Source organism: Clostridium sp. CTA-1 (assembly GCF_054768215.1).
On sequence record NZ_BAAAAP010000004.1, the window covers coordinates 199159 to 218524 of the forward strand.

General features: G+C 28.8%; 15 protein-coding genes. 12 read left to right on the forward strand and 3 right to left on the reverse strand.

Annotated elements, in window-relative coordinates; all coding sequences use genetic code 11:
- The first annotated feature begins 77 nt into the window (after positions 1–77).
- The 11 genes from ACYUEW_RS04840 to ACYUEW_RS04890 all read left to right on the forward strand — a co-directional run bounded on the left by ACYUEW_RS04840 (position 78) and on the right by ACYUEW_RS04890 (position 12509).
- Complete coding sequence (locus ACYUEW_RS04840) at positions 78–752, forward strand: phosphatase PAP2 family protein (protein WP_460276316.1); 675 nt, start codon at positions 78–80, stop codon at positions 750–752.
- The gene (locus tag ACYUEW_RS04845) at positions 698–1396 is read left to right on the forward strand and encodes a response regulator transcription factor (protein WP_003487459.1); all 699 of its coding nucleotides are present in this window, start codon (positions 698–700) and stop codon (positions 1394–1396) included. Before ACYUEW_RS04840 ends, ACYUEW_RS04845 begins: the two co-directional genes overlap by 55 nt.
- Positions 1386–2900, forward strand: a complete 1515-nt coding sequence (locus ACYUEW_RS04850; RefSeq protein ID WP_003487456.1) for a sensor histidine kinase — start codon at positions 1386–1388, stop codon at positions 2898–2900. Before ACYUEW_RS04845 ends, ACYUEW_RS04850 begins: the two co-directional genes overlap by 11 nt.
- A gap of 258 nt (positions 2901–3158) precedes the next feature.
- Positions 3159–4574: a sodium:solute symporter family transporter gene (locus tag ACYUEW_RS04855; RefSeq protein WP_163201199.1), complete on the forward strand. Its 1416-nt coding sequence runs from the start codon at positions 3159–3161 to the stop codon at positions 4572–4574.
- 1398 nt (positions 4575–5972) lie between these two features.
- A complete protein-coding gene (rsxC, locus tag ACYUEW_RS04860; protein WP_042385803.1) occupies positions 5973–7292 on the forward strand; it encodes an electron transport complex subunit RsxC in 1320 nt (439 codons plus the stop codon).
- 22 nt (positions 7293–7314) lie between these two features.
- Positions 7315–8247, forward strand: coding sequence for an RnfABCDGE type electron transport complex subunit D (locus tag ACYUEW_RS04865; RefSeq protein ID WP_163201198.1), 933 nt, complete (start codon positions 7315–7317; stop codon positions 8245–8247).
- Positions 8247–8918 carry an RnfABCDGE type electron transport complex subunit G gene (locus tag ACYUEW_RS04870; RefSeq protein ID WP_163201197.1) on the forward strand — a complete coding sequence of 224 codons (672 nt, stop codon included), beginning with the start codon at positions 8247–8249 and terminating at the stop codon, positions 8916–8918. The genes ACYUEW_RS04865 and ACYUEW_RS04870 overlap by 1 nt, the downstream gene beginning before the upstream one ends.
- 13 nt (positions 8919–8931) lie before the next feature.
- The gene (rsxE, locus tag ACYUEW_RS04875; protein ID WP_076039959.1) at positions 8932–9531 is read left to right on the forward strand and encodes an electron transport complex subunit RsxE; all 600 of its coding nucleotides are present in this window, start codon (positions 8932–8934) and stop codon (positions 9529–9531) included.
- Positions 9532–9585: 54 nt separating this feature from the next.
- Entirely contained in the window at positions 9586–10164 is a 579-nt protein-coding gene (gene rsxA / locus ACYUEW_RS04880) for an electron transport complex subunit RsxA (protein WP_045898838.1), read from the forward strand.
- Between the two features lie 13 nt (positions 10165–10177).
- On the forward strand, positions 10178–11011 hold the full coding sequence (rnfB, locus tag ACYUEW_RS04885; RefSeq protein WP_043031115.1) for an RnfABCDGE type electron transport complex subunit B: 834 nt from the start codon (positions 10178–10180) through the stop codon (positions 11009–11011).
- Between the two features lie 409 nt (positions 11012–11420).
- Positions 11421–12509, forward strand: coding sequence for a cell wall-binding repeat-containing protein (locus ACYUEW_RS04890; protein ID WP_460276317.1), 1089 nt, complete (start codon positions 11421–11423; stop codon positions 12507–12509).
- Between the two features lie 88 nt (positions 12510–12597).
- Here the strand turns inward: ACYUEW_RS04890 and ACYUEW_RS04895 are convergent, their stop codons facing one another.
- The 3 genes from ACYUEW_RS04895 to ACYUEW_RS04905 form a co-directional block, all read right to left on the reverse strand.
- The gene (locus ACYUEW_RS04895; protein ID WP_030033227.1) at positions 12598–13134 is read right to left on the reverse strand and encodes a Gx transporter family protein; all 537 of its coding nucleotides are present in this window, start codon (positions 13132–13134) and stop codon (positions 12598–12600) included.
- Positions 13135–13151: 17 nt separating this feature from the next.
- Positions 13152–13544: a NusG domain II-containing protein gene (locus ACYUEW_RS04900; protein WP_434303424.1), complete on the reverse strand. Its 393-nt coding sequence runs from the start codon at positions 13542–13544 to the stop codon at positions 13152–13154.
- 113 nt (positions 13545–13657) lie between these two features.
- Positions 13658–14692 carry an FAD:protein FMN transferase gene (locus ACYUEW_RS04905; RefSeq protein WP_460276319.1) on the reverse strand — a complete coding sequence of 345 codons (1035 nt, stop codon included), beginning with the start codon at positions 14690–14692 and terminating at the stop codon, positions 13658–13660.
- A gap of 662 nt (positions 14693–15354) precedes the next feature.
- On the opposite strand from ACYUEW_RS04905, the gene ACYUEW_RS04910 reads away from it, so the two are divergent.
- Complete coding sequence (locus ACYUEW_RS04910) at positions 15355–19077, forward strand: cell wall-binding repeat-containing protein (protein ID WP_460276320.1); 3723 nt, start codon at positions 15355–15357, stop codon at positions 19075–19077.
- The last annotated feature ends 289 nt before the right edge of the window (positions 19078–19366 follow it).

The following is a 19366-nucleotide window of genomic DNA, read 5'->3' on the forward strand; positions in this document are numbered from 1 at the left end:
GAAAAGTTTTTATTAAGATATTTTAAGTACAATTACTATATAAGATAAAAATGAAAAAGGTTATGGGGGAAGTTAAGTTGATACACAAAATTAAAGAAAATATTGTACCATTAAGCTTAATGTTAATAATACCAATAGTAAATGTTTTTTATGGTATTTTAAATAACTCAAATAGGGGAGTATACACTCTAGTTACGGACTTGGATAAATCTATGCCTTTTATACCTGCATTTTCTGTTCCTTATATGGTTTGGTATCCCTTTATAATTATATCTTTAATATATATGTGTTTTAAAAATAGAGAATTATATTATAAATCTTTATCAAGTATAATAATAAGTTTAATTGTAAGCTATATTATATTTTTCTTTTTTCAAACCACAGTACCAAGACCAGAAGTAATAGGTAATGATACCTTTAGTGGTATTGTTAAATTTATATATAGTACGGATAAAGCTTATAATTGTTTTCCAAGTATTCATGTTATAACTACTTATATTATTATGAGATATATGTTAAATAATGAAGTAGAAAATAATAGAATAACTAATATTATTGTTATAATATTGGGGATACTTATTATATTATCTACTGAATTTATAAAACAACATGTTTTATTCGATATAATATTTGCTATAATCTTAGGTGAAGGAATTTATAATATGATAAATTATTATGGTTTGGAGATGATTAAGAAATGTCAGCAGAAAAAATACTCATTGTTGATGATGAAAAAGAAATCAGAGATTTAATAGATATATACTTAACCAATGAAGGTTATACAACTTTAAAAGCATCTAATGGGATAGAAGCTTTAGAACTTTTAAAGACTAATAATGTTCATCTTATAATATTAGATATAATGATGCCTAAGATGGATGGAATAGAAGCTTGTATGAAAATAAGAGAAGAAAAAAGTATGCCTATAATAATGCTTTCAGCTAAAAGTGAAGATATGGATAAAATAATAGGATTGACGACAGGTGCAGATGATTATATAACAAAGCCTTTTAATCCTTTAGAGCTTTTAGCTAGAGTTAAATCTCAGTTAAGAAGATATATAAAGCTTAATAATTCAAATGGAAATGAAAATGAAGATATTGTTACTATAGAAGATATAACTATAAATGTAGCAACCCATGAAGTTAGGATTGGAGATCAGCTAGTTAAACTTACACCAAGAGAATTTGATATTTTGGAGCTACTGGCTAGAAATAGAGGGGTAGTGTTTAGTATAGAAAAAATATATGAATTAGTATGGAAAGAGGAATTTTTAGATTCAAATAATACAGTAATGGTTCATATAAGAAAATTAAGGGAAAAAATAGAACAAAACCCTAGAAATCCAAGATATATAAAAACAGTTTGGGGAGTTGGATACAAGGTTGAAAAATAGAATAAAGAGATTATTTAATAAGATAATAAAACCTTTTAAATATGTATATAAATTAATATCCTATAAAGTAAAAAAAAGCATAAGACTAGAACTTATATTTACTTTTGCATTATGTTTTTTAATGGCTATTATGACATATATTATAGCTAATAGTTATCTAACTAAAGCTAGTAGGTATTCAGAGATAGATTATGAAAAAGGAATAAATGAAATTTATAATAATTCTTTATCTATATCAAATGAAATTAATAGCCAAAAATTAAAAATAGAAGATGAAAAGACTATACAAGATATTATAGATAGGCATTGGAGCATAGATAAGAACAATAAAATATTTATAGCTAATACTGAAGGGAAAATTCTTTTTAAGGTAGGAAATGTAGAAGCCGAAAAGGTTGATATATTTGAAATTATAAAAAATAATATACAACTTCAAAATGCAGGGAATTATCAATATGATTATGATATAGGAAGAAAAGAATTTGTAAGTATTAATCCATTGATTTTTGAAAATGAAAAGGCTTATATAATAGTTCAAGGTATACCAAGAGCAGAGACTGTATATTATACCAAGGATAAATCTGTAAGTGCGTTTTTGTTAGCTGTTATAGTATTTATATTTGGATTTCTATTTATAACAAAAAAGAAAATGAATTATATAGAACAAATATCAAATGGACTTTTACAAATATCAAAAGGAAACTTAGATTATAGAGTAAAAAGAGTAGGAAACGATGAGCTAGCATTATTAGCAGATAATATAAATTATATGGCAAAAGAGTTGAGTGATAAAATGGAAAAAGAAAGAAAGATAGAAAAAGCCAAAAATGACTTAATAACAAATGTTTCCCATGATTTAAGAACACCCCTTACATCTATAATGGGTTATTTAGGATTAATAAAAGAAAAGAAATTTAAAAGTGAAAAAGAGTTGATGGAATATGCAAATGTGGCTTATAACAAATCGGAAAAACTAAAAAATTTAATACAGGATTTATTTTCTTATACTAAATATACAAATGACAGAGTAACCTTAAACAAACAAAGGATTATTTTAGGAGAATTATTAGATCAATTAATAGAAGAATTAGTACCTATATGTGAAGAAAATAAAGTAAGTATAAATAAATATGCCTGGGATTCTGAAATAGTATCAGAAATAGATGCGGACAAAATGGTAAGAGTTTTTGAAAATCTAATAATGAATGCTATAAGGTATAGTATAAAACCAGGAGAAATAAAAATTAATTTGTATAAGGAAAGAGTATTTTCTATGGTATCCATATCAAATAAAAGTGAAGAAATATCAAAAGAAGACCTAAAAAAATTATTTGATAGATTTTATAGGTTAGATAAATCAAGAACTGCATCAACTGGTGGAAGTGGTTTAGGGTTAGCTATAGCCAAGAGTATAGTAGAAATGCATAAAGGCAGTATTTGGGCGGAATACCAAAAGGGATATATAACTTTTTATATAAAATTAATTATGGTAGAGGATGAATAAAATTTATTAAAACCTGATGCAATTGCATCAGGTTTTAAATTATAATATAATGAAAAATATTATGTATTAAATAAATATTGTAATATAAAATATAACTTTAATAGAATATAAGAGATTAAAAGGATATGGAATTAAATCTTGTAAACTATTATGAAGATTTAATAAAATATATTAGTTTAAAAAAATCATAAAAAGAAAAAAGAAACAACATAGAAAGGAGAGGTTGTGGTTTGTTATGATTTCCATAACTAGTTGATTGTGAACGGATATTTAATATTTATAATAATATATGCCATAATACTTATATTAGCAGGATTTTTTGTCAAAAAATATGTGAAAGGTGCTGCAGATTTTTTTGTAGCAGGAAGAAAACTTAATTCTAAATTATTATTTACTACACTAATAGCAGCAAATATAGGGGCAGGGTCCACTGTTGGGATAACCGGTATTGCATATAAATATGGAGTATCTTCTTATTGGTGGATATTTATGTCTGCTATAGGAACAGCTGTATTAGCTTTTTTGGTAGGACCTAAAATATGGGAAAAATCTATGAAATACAATTTGTATACCTTAGGAGATTATTTAGATATAAGATATTCTAAATATTTCAAAGGAGCTATATCTATAATGATGACCATAGGTACGTTAGCATTATTTGCAGGTCAACTTATGGGAATTGCATGGATATTAAATGTAACTTCAGGAATTGATAAAAATATAGGAATTTTAATTGGAGCAGTAGTTGTGGTTCTTTATTTTTCATCCGGTGGGCTTTTATCTTCAGCTATAGTAAACGTATTAGAATTAGTAATAATAATACTAGGGTTTATAATTGCAGTACCTTATTGTATAAAGAGTGTAAATGGATTTACTGGATTACATACAGCCATACTAAATAATTTATCAGCAAATGAAAGTGTAAATTATTTTAGTTTAAAAGGTATAGGTATAAGTACCATAGTAGGATGGTTTTTAATGCTTACACCATCATTTTTTATATCACCAGGATTAATAGGGAAAGTTTACGGAGCAAAAGACATGAAAACCATAAAAAAAGGAGCAGGAATATGTGCAGTAGTTCAAGGATTATTTGCATTTTTACCTACTATATTAGGAATGTGTGCCTTTGCAGTGTTTCCTAATCTTAATCAACAGGAACTAGCATTACCTATGGTTATGAAAAACCTAATGCCTTTTTCAGTATCTGCTTTAGCATTAGCCGCTATATTTGCAGCGGAAGTTAGTACAGCAGATGCGGTTTTATATATGCTAACAACCACCTTTACAGAAGATATATATAAAACTTTTATAAATCCTAAAATAGAAGATAAAAAGCTATTAAAGGCAGGGAGAATAGTTACAGTCATAGGCGGAGCATTGGGAGTAGCTATGGCCTTTATATTACCTAATATAATAACAGCATTGTCTATATTTTATACACTAATGTCAGTTTCTTTAACAGTACCACTATTATTTGGACTATTTTCAGAAAAACCAAATACTAAAATAGCTTTTATATCATCTATTATAGGAATAATAGTAACATTGTATTTACAATTCCAAAACAATGACAAAGGTATATGGATATTAAATGCACAATCTACAGGCATATTGTGTTCTTTGATTGTAATGATAATTTTCCTAGCAATAAAAAAGGAAATTAGGACTTAACAGCTTTTAAAGAGTTAGAATTAAAACAAGAAATATTTTTGTTCAATAGATAGCTATAAAAATAAAGAATACTAATATTTGTGTCCTAATATTTAAGCTAACGCTCTAATGCCACATCCTGTGGCAACAGAGCTAAGCAAACGTCCTGGTTACTTTACGCTTAAATATTAGCTCGCAAATAAAGTATTCTCATTATTTTTCTAGATATCTATTTTCTCTAAAAATATTTCTTGTTTTAATGCCTTTAAAAGCTGTTATAATAATTTCCAACTGAAAGGAAAATCTGCAATAGGTAAAAAATAAATTAGAATCTCTTAGCGAATTGAGTTGTCGATCTCGCCACATATCCTTTTTTAATAGGTTGAAGCTAGTGTTAAGTCTTTTTTTAAACTAAGAGTAGTATAACTCCATTTTAAGTAATGGGTAAGACAAATTTTTATTCAAATGAATAAAAATTATTTTATGCATAACTATGTTAAAAATATAACAATAAAATCGAAAATTCTTATTATAACTTAAAAAGTTAATGTATGAAGCATATATAAAAATTTCCATAAAGCTATTATATACAAATATAAGTAACATATATTTATATTATGAAATTCATTAAAAATCAATATTATTAATAGAAACAATACTTAAAACATATAATTAAAATAAAGCACATAATAAAAGCATTCAGTTAATATTTTGACTATACTTTTAAAAATTTGTATATCTTCATATTTTAAAATGCATTTTTAATTTTACTAGTTATTTTTAAAGCATAGATGGCATAGTATTTTTTCTTAAGTTATAATGTTGGTAAATGAAGAAAATGCAAGATTTGTTTTTAAAACTTACAATTGTATATTGTAGCAAAAAAAGAACAAGAAAAAATTACAAAAAAACTGTAATTTTTAGACATATAAGTATATAAAATGATATAAAGTATGTTATAAATTAAACTTAGTATTACTCTTGTAAATCGATTACAAAAAACTTATAATGTGTATGAGTATAATTTTATTTTAATTTAATTTAAAATGTAAAATTTTGTAATGATAGCTAGTAAAATTACACTTGCAGATATGGACAAATTCCTATAAAATAATTAGTGTGTTCTTAAAATAAAATTAATATATTAAAAATTTCTTAATAATTACTACTTACTATTTAAAAAATAAGATAAAAATTATAGGGAATTTTTTTGCGCTTTATTTTGGCACAGTTGTTGCTTACAATTATTATGTACTATGTAGTAGTTTTAACTTTATGAAGTTGTTTATTATTTTATTTTAATCTTTATTCTTAATTAATAATAATAAATTTACTGTTTTTATTCAATTCATATTTTAGGTAATAATATTGTGTGTTTCATGATTTTTACCATGTATGCATAAAGATAGGAGGATTAGTATGGAACTATTAACTTTTAAAAAAGGTGTACATCCACCACATGGAAAATACCTTACAGAGAAAAAGCCTATAGAAGAATATTTACCAAAAGGCGATTTAGTTTTTCCTATGTCTCAACATATAGGGGCACCTTGTAATCCTGTAGTTAAAAAGGGTGACAGAGTATTAGTAGGTCAAGTTATAGGAGAAGCTACAGGCTTTGTATCAGCGCCTATACACAGCAGTGTTTCAGGTACTGTAAAAAATCTTGCTCCAGTATTAACTGCAGCAGGAACAAAGGTAATGGCAGTTATTGTAGAAAATGATGGACAATATGAAGAAATTGAAATGCCAAAGCCAAAAGACTACAACGAAATGACAAAAGAAGAAATAATGAAATTAATCCAACAAGCAGGTATTGTTGGTATGGGTGGAGCCTGTTTTCCAACTCATGTAAAACTTTCACCACCACCAGACAAAAAAATAGACTCAATCATAGTAAATGCAGCGGAATGTGAGCCATATTTAACTTGTGACCACAGACTTATGCTAGAAGAGTCAGATAAAATAGTAGAAGGTTTAAAAATAATATTAAAAATATTCCCAGAAGCTAAAGGTTATATAGGAATAGAAAATAATAAACCAGATGCTATAGAAGCTATGAAAAAAGCATCACAAGGAATAGCAAATATAGAAGTTAAAGCTCTTAAAACTAAATACCCACAAGGAGCAGAAAAACAATTAATATATGCTATAAAAGGAAGAGAAGTTCAATCAGGAAAACTTCCAGCAGATGCAGGATGTGTTGTTCAAAACACTGCAACAGTTAGAGAAATATATAATGCAGTAGTTTTGGGAAGACCATTAATAGAAAGAATTATAACAGTTACAGGTGAAGCTGTTAAAGAACCTAAAAATATAAGAATGAAACTTGGAACAAACCTTAGAGAATTAGTAGAATTCTGTGGAGGATATAAAGAAGATCCAGTTAAAGTTATATCCGGTGGTCCAATGATGGGTATGACAATACCAACATTAGATATACCAACAGTAAAAGGTTCTTCAGGCTTATTAAGCTTAACTGGTGCTCAAGCGGTATTACCACAAGCATCAAGCTGTATTAGATGTGGAAGATGTGTAGAGGCATGTCCAATGAACTTGATACCATCTACATTAGATTCTTTATCTAACAGAAGTGAATTAGGTGGCTTTGAAGAATTACACGGTTTAGATTGTATAGAATGTGGATGCTGTACTTTTGTATGTCCAGCTAAACGTCATTTAATCCAATCTATAAGAACAGCTAAACGTACAGTTATAGCTTCAAAAAGAAAAAAATAATTTAAGTAAGGAGTGACTTTGGATGTCTGAATCAATGTATACATTATCTTCATCTCCACATATTCGTTCAAAAGACTCTGTTCAATCAATAATGAGAGATGTTGTAATAGCTTTACTTCCAGCAACTGTTGCAGGAATATATTTTTTTAAATTACAAGCACTTTTAGTTATACTAACAGCAGTTATTTCCTGTGTAGCAGCAGAATACATTTGGGAAAAAGCTACAGGAAGAGATATAAGTATAGGAGATCTAAGTGCAGTAGTAACAGGAATGTTACTTGCATTTAACGTACCACCAACACTTCCATTATGGATGGTAGTTATAGGAAGCTTTTTCTCCATAATAGTTGTTAAACAATTCTTTGGAGGAATTGGACAAAACATAGTAAACCCAGCTTTAGCAGGAAGAGCATTCTTACTTGCATCTTGGCCAGTAGCTATGACTACTTGGACTGTTGATGGAGTTACTACAGCTACACCACTTGCTATTTTAAAGGGCGCACCAGGAGAATTACCAAACTTAGCATCAGCTTTTGTAGGACACATAGGAGGATGTATTGGTGAAACATCAGCTTTAGCATTACTTATAGGATTTGCTTATCTTTTATATAGAAGAATAATAACTTGGCATATACCTGTTACTTATGTAGGAACTGTATTTGTACTTACAACAATAATAGGTAGACATGGAGCTATGTCTGGAAATGCAATATATGAAATATTTGTAGGTGGATTAATGTTAGGTGCTATATTCATGGCAACTGATTATACAACTTCACCAATGACTAAAAAAGGACAGGTTATCTTCGCAATAGGATGTGGTGTTATAACAACAGTTATACGTATATTCGGAGGATATCCAGAAGGAGTTTCTTACTCAATAATATTAATGAATTTATTTGTACCTCTAATAGATAAATTTGTAGCTCCAAGAGTATTTGGGGAGGTGAAATAATGGAAAAGAATGAAACACTAAAATTAGGATTAAAGCTTTTTATAATAACAGCAATAGCTGGTCTTATATTAGGAGGAGCTTTTGCAATAACTAAAAAACCAATAGCAGATCAAGTAGAAAAAACAAATACTGAAGCTATGAAAGAAATCCTTCCAAAAGCAGACAAATTTGAAAAAATGGAAGGAAAAGCTAAAAATGCTGTAACAGAAGTTAATGAAGGAAAAACAGGTAGTGATGTAGCAGGATATGCTATTAAAGTTTTAACAAAAGGTTACGGTGGACAAATAGAAATGATGGTAGGAGTTTCTAAAGAAGGAAAAGTAGAAGGAATAAAAATTCTTTCCCATTCAGAAACACCAGGACTTGGAGCAAACGCACCACAACCAAAATTTTCAGGACAATTTAAAGGAAAACCAATTGAAAAAGATTTAGAAGTTGTTAAAACAGCACCAGGAAAAGACAATGAAATAGAAGCAATGACAGGGGCAACCATAACATCAAAGGCAGTTACAACAGGTGTTAATGATGCTGTTAAATTTTATAAAGATGAATTATTAAAAACCCCTTCTAACAACAAAAAAGTAGATGGTAAATCCGGAGCTACAACAAGCTTTAATACAGAGGACACAAAAGAGAATAAGTATGTTGTAAATTATGAAAGAATGAATTAAAGGGGGATAAATAATGAGCGTTTTAGGTGAAAGATTAAAAAATGGAATTATAGACGAAAATGTTACCTTCGTTCAAGTTTTAGCAATGTGTCCTACTTTGGCGGTAACATCAAGTGCTCAAAATGGTATAGGTATGGGACTTGCATCCACAGTAGTTCTTATGGGTTCAAACTTAGTTATATCATTACTTAGAAAAGCAATACCAGATAAAATTCGTATACCATCATTTATAGTAGTAATAGCAGGATTTGTTACATTACTTCAATTTTTAATGCAAGGTTTTGTACCCGCATTATATCAATCACTAGGTATATTTATACCACTTATAGTTGTTAACTGTGTTATCCTAGGAAGAGCGGAAGCCTATGCATCAAAAAATGGTCCAGTATCTTCAATATTTGATGGATTAGGCCAAGGATTAGGATTTACAATATCATTAACAGTAATAGGAATGATAAGAGAACTATTAGGAGCAGGACAATTATTTGGACATCAAATAATGCCATCTTCATTCCAACCAGCTTTAATAATGATACTTGCGCCAGGAGCATTCTTTACATTAGGAATATTAATGGCAATAATAAATAGCAGAAAATTAAAAAAAGCTAAATAACCAAGAGAAGGAATTTTAAATATCCTTATTTAAGAAAGAAGGGTGAAAAAAAGTATGAAAATATTTGCTTTGATTATATCAGCGTTATTTGTTAATAACTTCGTTTTAGCAAGATTTTTAGGAATATGTTCTTTCCTTGGTGTTTCAAAGAAAGTTGAAACTGCTACAGGAATGGGACTTGCAGTTACATTCGTTATGGCATTAGCATCACTTATATCTTATATAGTATACAATGCTATACTTGTACCACTTAACATAACTTACCTATATACTATAGCTTTTATATTAGTTATAGCAGCACTAGTTCAATTTGTTGAAATGGTTATTAAAAAGAAAAGTCCTAGTTTATACAAAGCTCTAGGAATATTCTTACCACTTATAACTACAAACTGTGCTATATTAGGTGTGGTTATTATAAACATGAATGATAAACTTAATTTAATAGAATCACTAATATTTGGAACTTTCTCAGGAGTAGGATATATGCTTGCAATAGTTCTTTTAGCAGGTTTAAGAGAAAGAATGGAAGCATGCGATAAAATGCCTAAAGCAATGGAAGGTCTTCCAATATCATTAATAACAGCAGGACTTATGGCAATCGCATTTTTGGGGTTCCAAGGACTACTACATTAGGAGGTGTAGATAGATGAATGAATTACTATTTCCTATATTAAGCTTAGGTGCACTAGGTCTTGTATTCGGTGTTCTTTTAGGATATGCATCTAAAAAATTCGCCGTAGAAGTAGACCCTAAGGTACCATTAATAAGAGATTCTTTACCAGGAGCTAACTGTGGTGGTTGTGGATATGCAGGATGTGACGCTTATGCACAAGCAGTAGCAGAAGGTGCAGCAGCACCAAACTGCTGTACAGTAGGTGGAGCCGCTGTATCAGCAAAAGTAGCAGAAATAATGGGAGTTTCTGTAGATGAATCAGAACCATTAAAAGCATACGTAAAATGTAACGGAACTTGTGATAAAGCTAAACAAAGAGGAGAGTACTACGGAACAATGGATTGTCAACAAGCATCAGTAGTTCCAGGTGGTGCATCAAAATCTTGTCAATATGGATGTCTAGGTTTAGGAAGCTGTGCAAAAGCCTGTGCATTTGATGCTATCCATGTAACAGAAGGTGGAATAGCAGAAGTAGATCCAGAAAAATGTGTAGGTTGTGGAGCCTGTGTAAAAGCTTGTCCAAGAGCAGTAATAGATCTAAAACCATTATCAGCTGTAATTAGAGTAGCATGTAACTCTAAAGATACATTAAAAGCTGTTAAAGATATTTGCCAAGTTGGATGTATGACATGTAAACTATGTGAAAGAACTTGTCCAGTGAAGGCTATAACAATGGAAAACAATCTACCAGTAGTAGATAAAGAAAAATGTGTAAAATGTATGGCATGTGTTAAAAAATGTCCTACAAATGCATTAATAGCTTATGGAAAAGACATAGTGGTAAAAGAAGAAAAACCAGCAAACTAGGGACAGAGTACAGAGTACAGAGAAAAAAGAGTTAAGTAAATAAATTTACTTAACTCTTTTTTACTTGATAAACAATGTGCAATTATCAATGCTTATTGTTTATTTAGAATTGATCATTGATAATTGTACATTGTTCATCGTAAATGGTTTTAAATTACCTAGCGTTTTACTAACATATTTAGTTCCAGGTTTACAAAATATGCTGTCAATATATTATAAATTACAAAAATAGTAAATATACATATATTATAAATTTAATATATAGAAAATTTATATTAAGTAAGAGATATTTAAAAATAAACTCTAAAAAACAAAAGATTTTGTACGAATATTATATAGAATGTACAAATGTGAATTGGTTTAGTATATAATTAAAAATATAGAAAATTATATAAATGGAGGGAAACTAATGTTAAAGAAGAATAAAAAAATTCTTTCAGTTATAACTGCTACTTTCATAATGGTAATAGGAATTTCTTTTACTAATGTACAAGCAGCTTCTATAAAAAGAATGAATGGAAGTAATAGAATAGATACGGCTAACAAAACAGCAAAAGAAATATTCCAAAAATCAGAATCCGTTATTTTAGTAAATGGTACAGGCTATGCAGATGCAGTAAGTTCAGCACCACTTTCAAGATTATTAAATGCTCCAATACTTTTAACTGAAAATAAAGGAGCATTAGAGTCAGAGGTGTTAAAAACTATAAGTGACTTACAAAATGTTAAAAAAATATATATAGTTGGTGGTACTGGCGTTGTATCTACAACTATGGAAAGTTCATTAAAAAGTAAGGGGTTCCAAGTTACACGTTACGATGGACAAAAATATGGTGACAAAACAAGATATGGAACTAATGCCAGAGTGGCAGAAGAAATATTAAGATTAAGTCCTAAATCAAAGACAGGTATTTTGGTAAATGGACAAGATGGATATGCAGATGCATTATCTGTAGCTTCGGTAGCAGCTACTAATGGTTATCCAGTATTATTTGGAAATACTAAAAGTGTACCAAATGTAGTAAAAAGTAATATAATATCAAAAAACAAATTACAGATTCTTGCAGTAGGTGGTAGTGGTGTGTTACCTTCCTCTGTGGTTAGTTCTGTAAATGGTACAAAGATAACTTCAGATGCTCAATCTAAAAACAGATTTCAAACTAATCTAGCAGTGCTAGAATATTTTAAAGGTAAAGGTGGATTAGACTTTAGCCATGTATATATAGCAGCAGGAGGACAAGGCGGAAAAGCTGGACAAGGTCAATTTGCAGATGCTCTAGTAGCTTCAGCAGCAGCAGCTAAAACAGGCGCACCATTAGTTCTGAGTGGATTAGGAGCAGGTACAGCAGAAATAGCTAATGCAGAAAAATTTGTTGAAACTAATATAGAGGACGAGGGTAACTTAGTTATTGTTGGTGGAAAAGCTTCAGTATCAGAGTCAGTGGAACAAAAATTAGATGAAAAAGTAGGAGATTTTAGAATATTAGATATATTTTAAGAAAGAGTATAGAGTATATAAAAAAGAGCTAAGTAAATAAATTTACTTAGCTCTTTTATTTAATGATCAATTAATAATTATTAATTGATCATTTTTCATTGTTCTTTAGTTCATTAAATAGTTTTACATTGCCTAAGTTTTTATTAAGATATTTAGTGCATAGGCCTATAAAATAGCCTGTTATTATACCGGAAATCATAAGTACCGGTAAATACACATATATTCTAAAATCTTTTACCACAAAGGCTGCTATAAAGAGTTGACCTATATTGTGAAATATAGCACCGCAAATACTTATGGAACTTAAACTTAAGTTTTCTTTAAATTTATAATAAAGCATAATCATAATAATGTTACTTAAAAAACCACCAGCCAAGCTAAACATAAAAGAAGACATATTTCCTGCAAACATAGAGCCTAAAAGGGTTCTTAGAAACATAACCAATAGGGCTTCATACCCACCTAGCATAATTAAGGTAACTAGTGAAATAACATTAGCAAGACCTAGTTTAATACCAGGAAAAAGTACAGGTATTTGAGCCTCTATTATGTATATAATTAATGCTATACCTACCATCAAACTTAAAAAAATCATTTTTCTAGTATTATAATTTTTATTTTTCATATAGATTACTCCTAAATTTAATAAGAAACTTCGTCTACTTCTTTATCACTTTTTTCAATAGTAATTATAAGTTTATGAGGAAGACAAGCAGCTGTTTCTCCAGGTTTTTTTAATACACCTGATTTTATACAAACCTTATCAGGACAATCCGCATCTATAAATCTAATAGAGCCTTTATCTATCTCTATAATATTATAACCCTTATGATCTTTATCATTATAATTAATTTTCAATTCTTTTTTTTCTTTCACCTTAGATAAATCAACTTTTTCTATAATTTTACCATTCTGTTTTATTACAGCTACAGCATTTTCAGATTTTACAAAGAATTTGAAGAAAATAATACTTATTACGCTTAAAGCTAATAGAATAGAAACTATATATATTACAATTTTATCACCTTTTTTCATTAGATCACCACCTATTATCTTATAACAAAATAAAAATTTATTAAATTTAAAAATTAATTTTTTATATTTTAATATATTCTTATTAAAATATAAAAATAAACTATTTAAAAGAATTATTTATTTTGTAGTTTAAAATCTGTATTTGTTAGTTTAAATGTATCTTTAAGCCCAGAGGTTATATAGACTTTTTTGTCATTAGTTACAAATACGGCTTCTACATCCTTTAGGCTTTCTATTAATTTTTTACCTTCATCTAGGCCTAAAGTATAGACACTAGTGGATAACGCATCACCATCTATAGATTTATTTGATATTATAGAAACACTAATAAGACCCTTTTCTGCAGGATAGCCTGTTTTAATATCAAATATATGATGATATCTTTTCCCATTTCTTTCGAAAAATCTTTCATAATTTCCAGAGGTAACTACAGACTTGTCAGAAACAGATACTATACCTAAATAATCTCCACGAGGTTCCAAAGGATTTTGAACACCTATTTTCCAAGGAGTTTTGTCAGGTTTATTTCCTAAAACATATACATTTCCCCCAAGATTTAAAAAAGCAGAACTAACATTATAGTTTAAAAGAACTTTTTTTAGTTCATCTGCGGTATATCCTTTAGCGATAGCCCCTAAATCTATAGCCTGACCTTTCCTTTTAAGCATAATAGTAGATTCTTTTTCATTTATAACAACATCTTTATAATTTATAAGTTTTAAAGCATTGCTTATCTCATCCTTAGATGGAATTCTTGCTTTGTCTGTTCCAATACCCCAAAGAGATACTAATGGCTCTACAGTTATGTCAAAGGAACCTTTAGTTTTTTCACTATATATTAATGAAGCTTTTACTACATCAAAAGTATTTTTACTTACTTTAACAGGAGCTATTCCCGCATTTTTATTGATTTTATTAATTTCACTAGTAGATATATTGAGAGACATTTTATTTTCTATATCAGAAATTTTATCCACAGAAGCCTGTACTGCCTTATCAGCATTTTTCCCATAGGCTTTAATATTTATTATAGTTCCCATAAGATAAGTTTCTCTAGATACAGGTTCCTCTGATTTGGAATCACAACCTACAAAAACTAAAGGCAAACAAATACATAGAAGAAGTATAGTAACATATTTAATTTTCACAATAAATTCAACTCCAATCCTTAGTCTTCAACAATAGTTTATAATCAATTTTAAATTAATTATAAATAAGAGTTTTAATAAACTCTATATTTAATTATATATTGTATGTGATCATTATAAAAGCATTGTAGGAAAAATAACATTAAATCCTAGACTTTTAATAGTATATTATAAAAATTTAATAAAATCACTACCAAAAAGGAGGACTTTACCATTAAATATAGAATAATGTAATTAAAATATAATATGGGTATGCATACAATTATTATGAAAATACTTAAAGAAAATAAAAAAATGAAAATACGACAAGAGAAAAATGTCGAAAGATATACAAAAATGGAATAATTTAATGATAAATGTAAAAATATATTATAATATGTAATATTAAATCATATTATGTAAAAAATATTATTTAATGAAATAAATATTACTTATAGAAAATGTTACAAGCCTGTGTTATAATTAAAAATGACTTAAAAAATCCTGTTTAGGAAAATAAACTAAAGATAACATATGTTATGTAAAAATTAACTAAATAACACTATTTAAGAAAAATATATATATTAAGGAAAAGTTAGCATACTATTTAAAGCAAAATGCAACAATAGTAATGTTATTTATTTTATTAATTAATGTTTACACATTTAAGGAGGTATAAGCACATGAATAAGAAAGGTACAAGAGCACTAGCAAGTGCTACAGTTGTTGGACTAGTTTTAGCAACTGTTACAACAGGAAATGTTAAAGCAGCACCAGGAGATGTTAATAAGGTACAAGGAAATGACAGATATGAAACAGCTGCAAACGTAGCAAAAACTAATTGGAAAGATGGAGCTGAAAATGTAATAATAGCTTCAGGAAATGGTTATGCAGATTCATTAAGTGCATCTGTATTAGCTAAAAAATTAAATGCACCAATAATATTAACTACAGCAGGAGAATTAAATTCAAATGCTAAAAGTGCATTAGAAACATTAAAACCAAAAAATGTTTATGTTATAGGTGGAAACGCATCTGTAGCACAATCAGTAAGAGATGGACTTAAAAAACAATATACAGTAACTGAATTAGGCGGACAAACTAGATTTGAAACTAACATAGCTGTAGCTAATCACTTAGTAGACAAGTTAGGTGTAAGCGCTAGCAATGTTATGGTTGTTAATGGAAAAGATGGTTTCTCAGATGCTTTATCAGCAGCACCAGTAGCAGCAGCTAAAGAACAAGTTCTATTAATAGTAGGAAAAGATGCTTCTACAGCAGATTTAGCAGCTAACTTTGTAAAAAAACACAATTCAAAAGTAACTGTAATAGGAACAGAAGGAGTTGTTCCAACAGCAGTTTACAATAAATTAGGAGCAAGTGAAAGAGTTAATGGTGGTGCAGATAGATTTGACACTAACCTTAAAATAATGGAACACTTCAAATTAAATGCTGATAACATATATGTAGCTAACGCAACTGATGGACAAAAAGGTTATGCAGATGCTTTAGTAGCTTCAGCATTAGCAGGAAAAAATGGTGCACCATTAGTTCTAATTGATACTAAAGATGCTCAAGGAACTAAGAATGCAATAAAATATATACAAGATAACAAAACTGACAAAACAGAAGTTTCTACAGTAGGTGGAAAAGGTGTTATGCCAGATGAAATAGTTAATGAAATAGAAAATGCTGTTAACCCAGAATTATCAGCAGCAGAAAAAGCTGTTAAAGCTTATGAAGATGCAAAAATAGGAACATCTGAAGAAATAACAGCTGCAAAAGCTTTAAAAGCAGACGCTGTTAAAGCTGTAAATAATGTTAAAGATGCAACTAAAAAATCAGCTTTCGAAGCTAGAATAGCTGCTAAAGACAAAGCAATAACAGACGCTGAAGCTAAGTTAGAAGTTAAAGTTGAATCAGCAACTGCTATTAATGCTAAAGAAATTAAAGTAGTATTTAATAGAGAAGTAAATAAAGATTCAGCTGAAAATGAATCAAATTATAATTTATACCAAAAAGTTGGAAATGCAGACGGAGTAGATTTCAATAAAGCATTTACAGCAAAATTACAAGATGATAACAAGTCTGTAGTTTTAAGAATAAATGATATTAATACTACATTTGTAACAGGTACAAAATACAAAGCAAATGTTAAAAATATAGTTGACACTAATTACAAAAAAATGAAGGATTACGAAGGCGATTTTGTAATGTTCCAAGACAATGAAGATCCTAAAGTATTAAAAACAGAATACACAGGAGCATCAGATGTCAAACTTACTTTCAATGAACCAATAAAAGGCAATGCATCAGATTTAACTGTTAAAATAGATGGAAAACAAATAGATTCTGCTAACATAGACGTATCAAAAATGCCTGGACAATCAAAAAGCGAACCTGGAAACTATGAAGTTAAACTTACTAATTTAGATAATGATGCTAAAAAAGTAGGAAAACATCAAGTTGTAATATACAATGCTAAAGATTTTGCAGACAATAAAGTTGATGTAATTAACTGTGAATATACAGCAACAGAAAATAATTCAACACCAGTAGTTGAAAAACTAGAAGTTAAAAATGATAGACCAAATACATTTAGAATTAAGTTAAACACTACAGTTCAAACTTTGTCAAAGAAGAATGTAGAAATAAAGAAGAGTGGATATAAATTACCAGAAGCTAAATATACAGTAACTCCAGTAGATGATGAAGATTATACTTATGAAGTAACAATAGCTCCGGATACAATAGGTGAAACAAATCCTCTATTTGAAGAAGGAGAAGATAGTGTAACATTAAATGTTACAGTTAAAGACTTCATGGGCGAAAATGGAGTAGCAGGAAAAGAATATAGTTCTACTGTTAAATTAAACAAAGATTTTGGACCAACTGTATTAGCAGAATCATCTAACACAGTAGTGGATGGAGATACTTTATCAATAGTATTTGATAAGGAATTAAGTTTTGCAACAACAGATTATTCAAAAATAATTGTAACTGATGAAGATGGTGTAAAACTAGATGTTAAAAGTGTAAATATAGATGGAGTAGATGCTAAAAAATTATTAATTAAAATGAAAGATTCATTAGATGCTGGAACTTATAAAATAGAATTTAAAAAAGGTGCAGTTAAGAGTGTAGGAACTGAAAAAGAAAACAAAGAATTGACTACTAAAGTTATTTATGATGGATCAAGTAATGAAGTTGTAACAGTAAATTCAAGCAATGTAAGTGTTGCAAAACCTGATAAAAATGAAATTACTATAACTTATCCTGAAAAGATGGATGGAAATGCATTAAACCCATCTAATTACTTTATAGACGGAAAATCTTTAACTGAAAAATATGGAAGCGACAATAAAGATCTTACATTAAGATTTGAAGACAGTGACAAAAAAATAGTTTTAATCGAACTTCCAAAAGGAAAGATTGAGCATAATGGGTTATGTAAATTTGAATTAAGTAATCAAATAAAAACTGATGGTGGCAAAGTAGTAGCTAATAATGCTAGTGAAAAGAAAAATGTAATTATGGATTTAACTTTAAAAGATGATAAAGCGCCAGCAATAGATGATGTAGAATTTGTTAAAGCTAATAGCAATGATACAAAGACTAATGTAATAAAAGTTACATTTGATGAAGATTTAAAAGAAGATATTAAAAAGGCAGAAGAAAAAGGTATAGGTAATGACTTTGAAATAAGATCTAATGGATCATATATGAAAGTTAAATCTGTAAGTATAGGTAAATTTACAGACAATAAAGATGAAGCAGTTATAGTATTAGATAAAGAGATTAATATAGATGTTACAAATACTACAATAAGATTAACAGATAACGAAGATTATCAAACAGCAGATAATTATAATGAAGATGGAATAAATATAGCTGATTTAGAAGGAAATGAAGCTGATGCAACAAAAGCTCAAACTATAACTAAATCAGAAAAAGATTCAACAATATTTGATAATATAAAGAAGGCAGATCAAGGCGTAGCAGATAAAGCAGCGGCAGATCCAGTAAAAGCAGAAATAGCTGCATTACCAGCTAAAGCTGATGTGAAATTAGAAAATAAAAAAGCAATAACAGATGCAAGAGCACACTATGAAGCATTAACAACTGCCCAAAAAACATTAGTAGGAGATATAGCAAAATTAACAGACGCTGAAAATGCTATAAAAGATCTTGAAGCAGCAGATAAAGCAGCAGCAGATAAAGCAGCAGCAGATCCAGTAAAAGCAGAAATAGCTGCATTACCAGCTAAAGCTGATGTAAAATTAGAAAATAAAACAGCAATAGAAACTGCAAGAGCACACTATGATGCGTTAACAACTGACCAAAAAGCATTAGTAGGAGATACAACAAAATTAACAGAAGCAGAAGCAGCTTTAGCAAGTCTTTAAGCAAGATTCTATGCTTTAAATTTACTACTACGTTCATAAAAACTCCCGAGGTTTGTGAACAAAATGCAGATAGAAATTTTTAAAATATAGAGAAGGGTAGAGTATTCTATCCTTCTAGTATTTAAGATATATGATGAACGGATACATTTTAAAAACAAAGCATATCAAATTCTCATAAACTTCATAAAATGGTCAGATCATATCACTGACTGAAAAGATAAAATAGTCATATCAAAAGACTATTGAATGGATTATTCTATTCAATAGTCTTTTTTATCTTTGTTTGTAT